This window comes from Massilia sp. (assembly GCF_046293535.1).
GTDB lineage: Bacteria > Pseudomonadota > Gammaproteobacteria > Burkholderiales > Burkholderiaceae_D > Telluria.
This window is the reverse complement of record NZ_JBKBOV010000001.1, coordinates 129,711-141,763: the sequence shown is the minus strand read 5'-3', so window position 1 is coordinate 141,763 and position 12,053 is coordinate 129,711. Positions and strand designations below refer to the sequence as shown.

Below are 12,053 nucleotides of genomic sequence, written 5' to 3'. Positions count from 1 at the left end.
TTCAGGGAATCGACATGACTACCAGCACCATCGATCACGCACACGACCACGGCCACGACCACGCGCACGACCATCCGCACGGCTACCGCCGCTGGCTGTTCGCCACCAACCACAAGGACATCGGCACCCTGTACCTGTGGTTCTCCTTCATCATGCTGCTCTCGGGCGGCGTGCTGGCGCTGATGATCCGCACCGAACTGTTCGAGCCGGGCCTGCAGTTCTTCCGTCCCGAGTTCTTCAACCAGCTGACCACCATGCACGGCCTGGTGATGGTGTTCGGCGCGATCATGCCGGCCTTCGTGGGCTTCGCCAACTGGATGCTGCCGCTGCAGGTCGGGGCCTCGGACATGGCCTTCGCCCGCATGAACAACTTCTCGTTCTGGCTGCTGCCGCCGGCGGCGATCCTGCTGGCCGCTTCCTTCCTGGTGCCGGGCGGCGCCACCGCGGCCGGCTGGACCCTGTACGCACCGCTGTCGACCCAGATGGGCCCGGGCATGGACATGGCGATCTTCGCCATGCACATCATGGGCGCCTCCTCGATCATGGGCTCGATCAACATCATCGTCACCATCCTGAACATGCGCGCGCCGGGCATGACCCTGATGAAGATGCCGATGTTCGCCTGGACCTGGCTGATCACCGCCTACCTGCTGATCGCCGTGATGCCGGTGCTGGCAGGGGCGATCACCATGACCCTGACCGACCGCCACTTCGGCACCTCGTTCTTCAACGCGGCCGGCGGCGGCGACCCGGTGATGTACCAGCACATCTTCTGGTTCTTCGGCCACCCCGAGGTCTACATCATGATCCTGCCGGCCTTCGGCATCGTCTCGCAGATCATCCCGGCCTTTGCCCGCAAGCCCCTGTTCGGCTACGCCTCGATGGTGTACGCGACCGCCTCGATCGCGATCCTGTCCTTCATCGTGTGGGCGCACCACATGTTCACCACCGGCATGCCGGTGACCTCGCAGCTGTTCTTCATGTACGCCACCATGCTGATCGCGGTGCCGACCGGCGTGAAGGTGTTCAACTGGGTCGCCACCATGTGGAAGGGCTCGATGACCTTCGAAACGCCGATGCTGTTCGCGGTGGGCTTCATCTTCGTGTTCACCATGGGCGGCTTCACCGGCCTGATCCTGGCCGTGACCCCGATCGACATCCAGGTGCACGACACCTATTACGTGGTGGCGCACTTCCACTACGTGCTGGTGGCGGGCTCGCTGTTCGCGCTGTTCGCGGGCTTCTACTACTGGGCGCCGAAGTGGACCGGCCACATGTATCCGGAATTCCGCGGCAAGATGCACTTCTGGCTGTCGCTCATCACCTTCAACATCACCTTCTTCCCGATGCACTTCCTGGGTCTGGCCGGCATGCCGCGCCGCTATGCGGACTACGCCACCCAGTTCACCGACTTCAACATGATCGTGTCGATCGGCGCTTTCGGCTTCGGCCTGTCGCAGGTCTACTTCCTGTTCGCGGTCGTGCTGCCGACCATCCGCGGCGGCGCCAAGGCGCCCGCCAAGCCGTGGGAAGGCGCGGAAGGCCTGGAGTGGACCGTGCCGAGCCCGGCGCCGTTCCACACCTTCGAAACCCCGCCGCTGGTGAAGTGATCATGGTCCAGGAACCACGCAAGCCCCGCAACCTGCGTACCGCCCTGATCCTGGGCGGGCTCGCACTGTTCTTCTTCGCCAGCGTGTTCGTCAAGTTCACCTGGCTGAGCTGATCGGGAGCCGAGATGAGCGCGAGCAAGCGGCTGTTGCAACTGAACCGCACCACCCTGATGAAACTGGTGGTGGTGGCGGTGCTGATGTTCGGCTTCGGTTACGCGCTGGTGCCGGTGTACCGCCAGATCTGCGAGGTACTCGGCATCAACGTGCTGACCCAGGGCGAGTTCGTGGAAGCGCCCAAGAATACCCAGATCGACAAGAGCCGCAAGGTCGTCGTCGAGCTGGATGGCAACTCGCAGGGACCGTGGCGTTTCCGCCCGGTCCAGCGCAGCATCGAAGTGCATCCCGGCGAGCTGGCCACCGTCACCTACGAGGTGGTCAACACGCAGCCGCGGGCGGTCAAGGCGCAGGCGATCCCGAGCTATGCGCCCTATAGCGTCACGCCGCACTTCAAGAAAGTCGAATGTTTCTGCTTCCAGGAGCAGACCCTGCAGGCCAATGAAGCACGCCAGATGCCGGTGGTCTTCTTCATCGACCCGGCGCTGCCGCGCGAGGTGAAGAACATCACGCTGTCGTACACCTTCTTCGAGATCGGCGGCGCGGTGCAGACGGCGTCGGCGAAAGCGGCGACAGTCAAGTAAGCGCAGTACGACAAGACCCAGCGACACAATAGAATCACCCGAACAACAAAGAGTCAGATGAGGAGATGAAAATGAGTTCGCCACAAACCGCGCCTTATTATTTCGTGCCAGGCCCGTCGCGCTGGCCGATGCTCGCCGGCATTTCGCTGCTGGTGACCATGACCGGCGCTTCCGGCTGGGTCAACAGCGCCCCCTGGGGTCCGGCAGTGTGCCTGGCCGGCATCGCCGCGACCCTGCTGGTGCTGTACTTCTGGTTCGGCGACGCCATCAAGGAATCCGAATCGGGCATGTACGGCAGGCGCATCGACCTGTCCTACCGCTGGTCGATGAGCTGGTTCATCTTCTCGGAAGTGATGTTCTTCGGCGCCTTCTTCGGCGCGCTGTTCTACGCGCGGGCAGTCAGCATGCCCTGGCTGTCCGACCTCGACCACAAGATCATCTGGCCGGATTTCACCCCGACCTGGGGCAACACCGGCCCGGCCGGCGTGGTGGACCAGTTCCAGACCATGGGCCCGTTCCCGATCCCGACCATCAACACCGCGCTGCTGCTGCTGTCGGGCGTCACGCTGACCATCTCGCACCACGCGCTGCGCGCCGGCCACCGCTCGAAAACGGCGTTCTGGCTGTTCGCCACCATCCTGCTGGGCGCGATCTTCATGGGCTTCCAGGTCTATGAATACATGCACGCCTACGCCGACCTGAACCTGAAGCTGACCTCGGGCATCTACGGCTCGACCTTCTTCATGCTCACGGGCTTTCACGGCTTCCACGTGACCATGGGCGCGATCATGCTGTCCGTGATCCTGTACCGTGTGCTCAAGGGCCACTTCACGGCGGACAACCACTTCGGCTTCGAAGGCGCGGCCTGGTACTGGCACTTCGTCGACGTGGTGTGGCTCGGCCTGTACGTGGTGGTGTACTGGCTGTAAGATGAAATGCGCGGCGCTGCCGCTTTCGTAGGGTGGGCGGCTCGTAATTCGGGCCACTGGCCCGAATTACCCCGCGCGGTCAAATAACGTTGTCGAGCCGGCGTTGCGGTCATTTCCCGTCCGCTGACCGCGTGGGCGGGGAACCCGCCCACGCTACGTTATAGTGATGCCTCAGCGAATACCCGTCGGCGCGATCCACCCCATCTTGTAGGCGGCGAGCAGGCACAGGAACAGGGTAATCGACAGCCCGACCCGCAGCGCCAGCGCATGCACCGTCCGGTTGCTTTGGCCTTTGTCGCGCATCAGGAAGAAAAGGGCCGACGCAAGGCTGGCTAGGATTAGGATGAAGGCAATCGCAACAAGCAGTTTCATGGTCGGCCCAGTCAAGGTTGAGGCATCATTGTAATGCGCTTCCCCTTCCATTTTCGCCCCATTCCCTTCATCGCCGCAGTCCTTGTTGCCTTGGTGGGTATTGCGCTGGGTAACTGGCAGCAGGGCAGGGCAGAATACAAGCTGGCCGTGCAGGAAAAGCTTGCCACCCTCGCCACCGAAGCGCCCGTGGCGCTCGGCTCCGCCCTCACGCCGGCCGCCAGTCTCGAATACCGCCACGTGAGCGTCACCGGCGAGTTCGTCGCCGACTGGCCGCTGTTCCTGGCCAACCGCCCGATGGCCGGCCGTCCTGGCTACTACCTGGTCATGCCGTTTAAAATCGCGGGTTCGAACACACATGTGCTCGTGATGCGCGGCTGGTTGCCGCGCGCGGCGGAATACGGCAAGCTGCCGGCGTTTGCCACGCCCTCGGGCACGGTCACCGTCGAGGGCATCGTCGTGTCCTCGGCCGGGCATGTGATGGAGTTGGGCGAGGGCGCGCCGCTGGCGCCGAAGGCGATCGTCCAGAACATCGAGCCGAAGCTGGTGGCGAAGGCCACCGGGCTGGCGCTGCAGCCTTTCTTCGTGCAGCAGACCGGTCCGGATCTGCCGGGCGAGCTCGACGACATGCTGCTGCGCGTCTGGCCCTCGCCCTCGAGCGGCATCGACAAGCACCGCGGCTATGCCTTCCAGTGGTATGCGCTGGCGGCCATGGCCATCCTATTCTTTGTGATGACAGGGTTCCGAAGTGGAGCAAAAAGTGGAGCAAAATCAGCTGATGCAGGAAAACCTGAAGCAGAAACAAGTGATGCAGGCAACTGACCCCGCCAAGGACCCGGTCAAGGCCCGGCGCTCGGGCCGCTGGAAACTGTTCGCCGTGCTGCTGGTCTGCGCGGCGCCGATGATCCTGTCCTATCTTACCTATTACGTCATCAAGCCGACCGGCCGCACCAACTACGGTACCCTGATCGACCCGCGCAGCAGGCCGATCCCGGCCATGGCCAGCACCACGCTCGACGGCCGCCCCGAAACGCTGCAGGCGTACGCGGGCAAATGGATCATGCTGAAGGTCGGCGGCGGCGAATGCCTGGAAGCCTGCCAGAAGCAGCTGTTCGCGATGCGCCAGTGGCGCCTGATGCAGGGCAAGAACATGGACCGCGTGGAACGCGTCTGGCTCGTCACGGATGCCCAGCCGCTCGACACCATGACGATCCGCCAATACGACGGCATGCACCTGCTGCGCGCTCCCAAGGAGGCCGTCGACCAGTGGCTGCCGGCCGACAAGGACACGCAGCCGTCCGACCACATCTACCTGATCGACCCGCTCGGCAACCTGATGATGCGCTTCCCCGTCGATCCGGACCCGAGCAAGGTACACAAGGACATCGCCAAGCTGCTCAAGGCTTCCGCAATCGGCTGAGGCCGGCGACTCCCCGGACATCACGATCACGTACAGGGCCACGCGCATGGCCCGCAACACCCTGATAGACAATGCAAGCTTCTTCCCTGATTCAACTGGCCCTGATGGGCGTGCTCGTGGCCATCCTGCCACTGTCGATGGTCTGGATGTCCTCGGACCCCAACAAGTTCCGCAAGCTGGTCTGGGTCGCCGTCTTCCTGACCTTCGACCTGATCGTGTTCGGCGGCTTCACGCGCCTGACCGACTCGGGCCTGGGCTGCCCGGACTGGCCGGGCTGCTACGGCATGGCCAACCCCTTCCTGGCGCACGAGCAGATCGCCGCGGCCGAAGCGGCGATGCCGACCGGGCCGGTGACCGTGGTCAAGGCCTGGATCGAGATGACCCACCGCTACCTGGCGATGGGCATCGGCGTGATCATCATGGCCCTCTTGATCACCGCCATCGTCCAGTGGCGCAAGACGAAGATGCAGGCCTTCAAGCCGGGCATCCCGCTGGCCCTGTTCATCTTCGTGTGCATCCAGGGCGCGTTCGGCGCCTGGACGGTCACCCTCAAGCTGCAGCCGGTGATCGTGACGATTCACCTGCTGCTGGGCATGGGCCTGCTGGCCCTGATGACCTGGCTCGGCGGACGCGAAGACTACCTGATGCACAAACCGCCTCCGTCCGGCGACGATGCCGCGCTGCGCGGCGTGCGCACCCTGGCGCTGCTGGCGGCTGTCGTCATCACCGTGCAGATCGCGCTGGGCGGGTGGGTGAGCACTAACTATGCGACCCTGGCCTGCGACGAGTTCCCGCTGTGCGACGGCCGGGTGGTGCCGGAGATGGACTTCGAGCACGGCTTCCACCTGTGGCGCGAGCTGGGCAAGACGGCCGCCGGCCACTACCTGCCGTTCTCGGCCCTCGTGGCGATCCATTGGGTGCACCGCAACTTCGCCATTCTGGTCGTGGCCGTCGTCGGCCTGCTGGTGTGGCGCGCATGGCGCCATGCCTACCTGGCGAAACATGCGAAGTGGATGGCCGCGGTGTTGTTCGTCCAGCTGCTGACCGGGGTGGCCACGGTCTACTTCGACTTCCCGCTCGCCATTGCCGTAATGCATAACGCGGGGGCGGCCCTGCTGGTCCTGCTCGTGACCATGTTAAACTATCGGGTGAACCAGCAACTTGAAGTGAACCGCGCCGGATGAGCAGGGACATGGGCCTCGACGAGGGCCGCGACCTGGCCGGTGCGACCGCGACCCCGGCCTTGCCGCGGTTCGAGCCCTCACGCCCCCATCGATGACGACCCAGACAGCCCTCCATAAACCCCCGAGCCGCATCGCCCAGTACTGGGCCCTGACCAAACCACGGGTCACGCAGCTGGCCGTGTTCTGCGCGGTGATCGGGATGTTCCTTGCCACCGACGGTTTCCCGGGCTGGCAGGTGCTGCTCGCCGGCACCGCCGGCATCTGGCTGCTGGCGGGCGCCGCCTTTGCCGTGAACTGCCTGGTGGAGGCCGAGATCGACGCGCGCATGGCGCGCACGGCGCGCCGCGCCACCGCCATGGGCGAGCTCACCAGCACCCAGACGATCATCTTCTCGACGATCATCGGCGGCCTGGGCATGGCCATCCTGTATACACTCGTCAATCCGCTCACCATGTGGCTGACCTTCGTGACCTTCGTCGGTTACGCGTTCATCTACACCATGCTGCTCAAGCCGGCCACGCCGCAGAACATCGTCATCGGCGGCCTGTCGGGCGCCATGCCGCCGGCCCTGGGCTGGGCCGCCGTCGCCAATGACGTGCCGATGGAAGCCTGGCTGCTGGTGCTCATCATCTTCGTCTGGACGCCGCCGCACTTCTGGGTGCTGGCCATGTACCGCCGCGAGGACTACGCCCGCTCCGGCCTGCCGATGCTGCCGATCACCCACGGCATGCAGTACACCGGCCTGCAGGTGTGGCTGTACACCATCGCGCTGGCGGCGACCACCTTGCTGCCGTTTGCCGTCGGCATGAGCGGCCTGATCTACCTGGCCGCCGCCGTCGTGCTCAACGCGGTCTTCCTGCGCCACTCGTGGCGCGTGCACAAGCATTACAGCGACATGGCTGCGCGTAATGCCTTCACCTGGTCCATCGTCTATCTGTCGCTGCTGTTCGCCGCGCTGCTGGTCGACCATTACTTCAAGTTCTGACCATGAAAAAACTGCTGACTGCCCTGATGCTGTCCGCGGCGGTGCTGGCCGCCGGCTGCGACAAGCTGTCCACCAAGACCCCGGCCTTCGTCAATACCGACATCACCGGCCTCGATTACGCCAAGGGTTTCTCGCTGACCGACCACACCGGCCAAGCGCGCACGCTGCAGGACTTCCGCGGCAAGCTGGTCGTGGTGTTCTTCGGTTTTACCCAATGCCCGGACGTGTGCCCCACCACGATGGCGAAAATGGCCACCGTGATGAAGGAACTCGGCCCGGCCAGCAAGGACGTGCAGGTGCTGTTCATCACGCTCGACCCGGAGCGCGACACCCAGGAACTGCTGAACGCCTACGTGCCGGCATTCCACCCGAGCTTTATCGGCCTGCGCGGCGACGCCGAAGCCACCGCACGCACCGCCAAGGAGTTCAAGGTGTTCTACGCCAAGACGCCGTCCGGCGACGACCCGAAGAACTACACGGTGGATCACATGACCGGCAGCTATGTGTTCGACCGCGAGGGCAGGGTGCGCCTGCTGGTGCGCCACGAGGCCGAGCCGGGCGCGATCGCGTCCGACCTGCGCCAACTGCTGTAAGCGCATGGGCTTCCCAGTCATCCTTGAATCCTCTCCTGTTATGATGGTGTAAACACCACTCGACAGGGACGGCATGGAACAAGGCCAAGGCAGGAACTACACCCGTATCGCCATTGTCGTCCTGCTGACGCTGGGCTGCCTCTACGTCCTCAAGCCTTTCCTGGCCGCGATCCTGTTCGCGGCCTGCGTCGTGATTTCGTCCTGGCCGCTGTACCTGCGCCTGCAGGTCGCCATGCGCGGGCACCGCACCCTGGCGGCGCTGACCATGACGCTGTCGCTCACCTTGCTCGTGATCATTCCGCTGTCGATGGTCGCCTACAACCTGGCCGACGACGTCGCCCGGGGCTTCAGCGAACTGCGCACCGCGGTCGAGCACCGTGAACTGACCCCGCCGACCTGGATCCGCGAACTGCCGCTGGTCGGTGCAACGATCGACAACTACCTGCGCGAGCTGGTCGCCAGCCGCGAGCAGATGATCGCGCTGGCCCAGCGCATGCTGGAGCCGGCGCGGCGCTACCTGATCGCCGGCGGCCTGATGCTGGGCACCGGCGTCGTCCAGCTCAGCCTGGCAGCCTTCGTCAGCTTTTTCTTCTACCGCGACGGCAAGGCCCTGCTCGAAGTGATCGCCGTGACAATGCGGCGCGTGATGGGCGAGGGCGCCGAGTCGGTCGCCAACACGGTGAGCCAGACGGTGCGCGGCGTCATGTACGGCCTGCTCGGCACCGCCTTGGCGCAGGCGGTGGTGGCGGCGGTCGGTTTTACCATCGCGGGCGTGCCGGCGGTGCCGCTGCTGTCGGTGATGGTCTTCATTTCGTCCCTGATCCCGGTTGGCCCGCCCCTGATCTGGGGCGGCGCGGCCTTCTGGCTGTTCCTGCAGCACGAGACCGGCTGGGCGATCTTCATGCTGATCTGGGGCACCTTCCTGATCAGCGGCGTCGACAACGTCGTGCGCCCCATGCTGATCAGCCGCGGCAGCTGCCTGCCTTTCCTGCTTACCCTGCTGGGCGTGCTGGGCGGAGTGATCGCCTTCGGTTTCGTCGGCATGTTCATCGGGCCGACCCTGCTGGCGGTGGGCTATTCCCTGATGACCGACTGGACCGGCACGCCCGACCGGGTGATCCGGCAGGATACCAACAACGAGGGTCAGGTCTGACATTCGGACACGGCCGCGTCCGCACCCATGTCGAGTCCGTGTCTCGATGTCAGACCTGACCCCGACTCTTAAATCCGGGGCAGCGCGGCCTTGCGCTTGGCGCGCGCCCGGATATTCAGCGCTTCCACCGCCAGCGAGAAGGCCATCGCGGCGTAGATATAGCCTTTCGGGATATCCGCTTCGAAGGCTTCCGCCGTCAGCGCCATGCCGACCATTACCAGGAAGGCCAGCGCCAGCACTTTCACGGAAGGGTGGCGGTCGACGAAGTCGCCGATCGGCTTGGCCGCGACCAGCATCACGATGACCGAGAAGATCACGGCCGCCACCATGACGCTGATCTGGTCCACCATGCCAACCGCGGTGATGACCGAGTCGAGCGAGAACACGATGTCGATGACGGCGATCTGGCCGATGATGTTCCAGAACAGCTTGTTGGTCGCCGCGGCCGCGGCGGCGGCGCCGGCGACGTCCTGCGGCCCGGCCTGGTCCTTGGCTTCCACCTCGATGAAAATCTCGTGCGTGGCCTTGTAGAGCAGAAACAGGCCGCCGAACAGCAGCACCAGGTCGCGCCCGCTGATGCCCTGGCCGAACATGTTGAACAGGTCTGCCGTCAGTCCCATCACCCAGCTCAGCGAGAACAGCAGCAGCAGGCGCGACACCATGGCGAAACCCAGGCCCAGGCGCCTCGCCTTGTCGCGCATCTCGGGCGGCAGGCGGCCGACCAGGATCGAAATGAAGATGATGTTGTCGACCCCGAGCACGATCTCGAGGGCGCTCAGCATGAGGAAGGCGATCCAGACATTCGGGTCCGTTAGCAGTTCCATGGCCGCTCCGTTATGAAAAACGCCATAGTAGCAGCCCGCGGCTTCATGCGGAGCACGTTCGCCGGCGCCGGTCCGGCGCCGCGTCTAGGCGGGCAGGGCCGCGACGATGCGCGCGGCGATCTCGCGCAGCTGCTCGGTGTCGGCCGGCACCGCGGCGTGCGGCCTGAGCGCCGCCGCCTGCTCGCGCGGCACGATATGGAAGTGCACGTGCGGGACGGTCTGGCCGGCCGCGCTGCCATTGAACTGGGCCACCATGATGCCCGGCGCGCCCAGCGCGGCCTTGACCGCGGCCGCTACTTTCTTGGTGCTGCGGATGCAGGCCGCGGCGGATTCGTCGGACAGGCCGAACAGCTCGACGGCCGGCTCCTTGGGCAGCACCAGCACATGGCCCGGGGCCTGCGGCATGATGTCCATGATGGCGAGCGTGTGCTCGTCCTCGAACACCTTGATGCAGGGCAATTCGCCGCGCAGGATGCGGGCAAACGGGTTCTGGGGATCATATTCCATGGATAGCTCGTCGACGCATGGGGTTCAATGAATGCGTCATTCTCTCATGACAGGCGGGGTGAGCCCAGCACGCCGCGCAGCCGCTCGAAATCGATCGGCTTGGTCAGGTGATGGTCGAAGCCGGCGTCGAAGGCGCGCTGGCGGTCCTTTTCCTGGCCCCAGCCGGTGGCGGCGATCAGGCGCATGTGCCGGCCGGCCTCGGTCGCGCGCAGGCGCCGCGCCAGCTCGTAGCCGTTCAGGTCCGGCAGCCCGATGTCGAGCAGGGCGACTTCGGGCGCGAATTCCTGCGCCATGGCCAGCGCCGCACTGGCGCTGTGGGCCGCGCGCACCTCGCAGCCGAAGGTTTCCAGCGCCATCAGGAGCATCTCGGCGGCGTCGGCATTGTCGTCCACCACCAGGATGCGCGCCGGCGCCAGCGCCGGCGCGGGCGCCGCTACCGGTTCCCGCCGCGCCGCGGCCTGGGCCAGCGGCAGGCGCACCGTGAAGCAACTGCCGCGGCCTTCGCCCTCGCTCTCGACGCCGATCGTTCCGCCATGCAGGTCCACGATGCCGCGCACCAGCGACAGCCCGATCCCCAGGCCGCCGCGCGAACGCTGCAGCGCCGGCTCCAGTTGCGAGAACATGTCGAACACGGTCGCCAGCGCCTCCCTGGGCAGGCCGATGCCGTTGTCGCGCACCGCCAGCACCGCCATGCCGTCGCCGGTCGAGAGCGACAGCGCGATGCGCCCGCCGTCGGGCGTGTACTTGGCGGCGTTGGTGAGCAGGTTGACGACGACCTGGTTGATGCGCGTGGGGTCGGCATCGACCGTGACCGGATGCGGCGGCAGCTCGACCGCCAGGCGGTGCCCCGCCTGCTCCATCAGGCCGGCGGTGTCGCACACGGCGGCGCGCGCGAGCTGGGCCAGGTCGACGCTCTCGCGCCGCAGTTCCATCTTGTCCTGGGTGATGCGCGAGACCTCCATCAGGTCGTCCACCAGGTGGGTCAGGTGGTGCAGCTGGCGGTCGAACACCGACAGCAGGCGCGCGCCGGCGCTGCCGTCCAGCGGGGTATGGCGCATCACCTCGAGCGCGCTGCGCAGCGGCGCCAGCGGGTTGCGCAGCTCGTGCGAGAGCGTGGCCAGGAATTCGTCCTTGCGCCGGTCGGCCTCGGACAGCGTGGCGTTCAGGGCCTGCAGCTGCAGTTCGGCGCCGCGGCGCGCTTCCAGCGCTTCCTCGGCGGCGCGGCGCGCGTTGCGCAGCTCGCGCTCGTAGGACTGGCGCTCGGTGGCCATGAACAGGGCCCATTGGTCGAGGGTCCTGCCGCCTTCGCGGCGGTGCGCGATGTTGACCAGCATCGGCAGGCGGGTGCCGTCGCGGTGGCGCAGGTCGATCTGCAGTTCCGCCACCGATCCGCGCGCCTGCAATAGCGGCTCGCAGTGGGTGTGGTGGAACAGGCGCGCGCCGACGGTCATCAGGTCCTGGATGCGCACGATCCCGGCCAGTTCCGGCAAGCTGAAGCCGAGCCAGGCGCAGGCGGTCGCATTGGCATGCAGCAGCAGGCCGTCGGCGTCGGCCAGCAGCAGGCCGCAGGGGGCGTCGTCGTACAGCGCGTCGGGGGAGGGGGTGGCGCGCATGGCGTCAGCCGCGGGAAAACAGCATGGCGGCCCCATCCTGGCCGGGAACATGGACCTTGTTGCGCACTTGCAGGGACATCATGGCTCCTCGTGGTCGCTACCGCCGGGAATCCCGTCATCCACGAGTATGCGCTACGAATATTGCAAGCGCAACAACTTTGTGGTTTC

The 12,053-nt window shown here is 65.7% G+C and carries 14 protein-coding genes; 10 read left to right on the top strand and 4 right to left on the bottom strand.

Features of this window, described 5'->3' with window-relative positions:
* Nucleotides 1–14 precede the first annotated feature (14 nt).
* The 4 genes from ctaD to ACK4S9_RS00615 all read left to right on the top strand — a co-directional run bounded on the left by ctaD (nucleotide 15) and on the right by ACK4S9_RS00615 (nucleotide 3,237).
* On the top strand, nucleotides 15–1,610 hold the full coding sequence (gene ctaD, locus ACK4S9_RS00630) for a cytochrome c oxidase subunit I (RefSeq protein WP_409720245.1): 1,596 nt from the start codon (nucleotides 15–17) through the stop codon (nucleotides 1,608–1,610).
* A gap of 2 nt (nucleotides 1,611–1,612) precedes the next feature.
* Entirely contained in the window at nucleotides 1,613–1,723 is a 111-nt protein-coding gene (locus ACK4S9_RS00625; protein WP_409720243.1) for a cytochrome oxidase small assembly protein, read from the top strand.
* A 12-nt stretch (nucleotides 1,724–1,735) separates the two neighbouring features.
* On the top strand, nucleotides 1,736–2,308 hold the full coding sequence (locus tag ACK4S9_RS00620; protein WP_409720241.1) for a cytochrome c oxidase assembly protein: 573 nt from the start codon (nucleotides 1,736–1,738) through the stop codon (nucleotides 2,306–2,308).
* 71 nt (nucleotides 2,309–2,379) lie between these two features.
* Nucleotides 2,380–3,237, top strand: a complete 858-nt coding sequence (locus ACK4S9_RS00615; protein ID WP_409720239.1) for a cytochrome c oxidase subunit 3 — start codon at nucleotides 2,380–2,382, stop codon at nucleotides 3,235–3,237.
* Between the two features lie 171 nt (nucleotides 3,238–3,408).
* Here the strand turns inward: ACK4S9_RS00615 and ACK4S9_RS00610 are convergent, their stop codons facing one another.
* Nucleotides 3,409–3,609 carry a twin transmembrane helix small protein gene (locus ACK4S9_RS00610; protein WP_281913015.1) on the bottom strand — a complete coding sequence of 67 codons (201 nt, stop codon included), beginning with the start codon at nucleotides 3,607–3,609 and terminating at the stop codon, nucleotides 3,409–3,411.
* 33 nt (nucleotides 3,610–3,642) lie between these two features.
* On the opposite strand from ACK4S9_RS00610, the gene ACK4S9_RS00605 reads away from it, so the two are divergent.
* From ACK4S9_RS00605 to ACK4S9_RS00580, 6 genes are all read left to right on the top strand, one after another.
* Complete coding sequence (locus ACK4S9_RS00605; RefSeq protein ID WP_409720237.1) at nucleotides 3,643–4,428, top strand: SURF1 family protein; 786 nt, start codon at nucleotides 3,643–3,645, stop codon at nucleotides 4,426–4,428.
* Nucleotides 4,415–5,026 carry an SCO family protein gene (locus tag ACK4S9_RS00600; RefSeq protein WP_409720235.1) on the top strand — a complete coding sequence of 204 codons (612 nt, stop codon included), beginning with the start codon at nucleotides 4,415–4,417 and terminating at the stop codon, nucleotides 5,024–5,026. Before ACK4S9_RS00605 ends, ACK4S9_RS00600 begins: the two co-directional genes overlap by 14 nt.
* A 71-nt stretch (nucleotides 5,027–5,097) precedes the next feature.
* Entirely contained in the window at nucleotides 5,098–6,210 is a 1,113-nt protein-coding gene (locus ACK4S9_RS00595; RefSeq protein ID WP_409720233.1) for a COX15/CtaA family protein, read from the top strand.
* A gap of 91 nt (nucleotides 6,211–6,301) precedes the next feature.
* Nucleotides 6,302–7,195, top strand: coding sequence for a heme o synthase (cyoE, locus tag ACK4S9_RS00590; RefSeq protein ID WP_409720231.1), 894 nt, complete (start codon nucleotides 6,302–6,304; stop codon nucleotides 7,193–7,195).
* 2 nt (nucleotides 7,196–7,197) lie between these two features.
* Nucleotides 7,198–7,788, top strand: coding sequence for an SCO family protein (locus ACK4S9_RS00585; protein WP_409720229.1), 591 nt, complete (start codon nucleotides 7,198–7,200; stop codon nucleotides 7,786–7,788).
* 73 nt (nucleotides 7,789–7,861) lie between these two features.
* Nucleotides 7,862–8,941 (top strand): AI-2E family transporter, encoded by a 1,080-nt coding sequence (locus ACK4S9_RS00580; protein WP_409720227.1) that lies wholly within the window; start codon nucleotides 7,862–7,864, stop codon nucleotides 8,939–8,941.
* 68 nt (nucleotides 8,942–9,009) lie between these two features.
* Here the strand turns inward: ACK4S9_RS00580 and ACK4S9_RS00575 are convergent, their stop codons facing one another.
* From ACK4S9_RS00575 to ACK4S9_RS00565, 3 genes are all read right to left on the bottom strand, one after another.
* Nucleotides 9,010–9,765, bottom strand: coding sequence for a TerC family protein (locus ACK4S9_RS00575; protein ID WP_409720225.1), 756 nt, complete (start codon nucleotides 9,763–9,765; stop codon nucleotides 9,010–9,012).
* 84 nt (nucleotides 9,766–9,849) lie between these two features.
* Nucleotides 9,850–10,272 (bottom strand): HIT family protein, encoded by a 423-nt coding sequence (locus ACK4S9_RS00570; RefSeq protein WP_409720223.1) that lies wholly within the window; start codon nucleotides 10,270–10,272, stop codon nucleotides 9,850–9,852.
* Between the two features lie 44 nt (nucleotides 10,273–10,316).
* Complete coding sequence (locus ACK4S9_RS00565) at nucleotides 10,317–11,885, bottom strand: ATP-binding protein (protein ID WP_409720221.1); 1,569 nt, start codon at nucleotides 11,883–11,885, stop codon at nucleotides 10,317–10,319.
* Nucleotides 11,886–12,053: the final 168 nt, after the last annotated feature.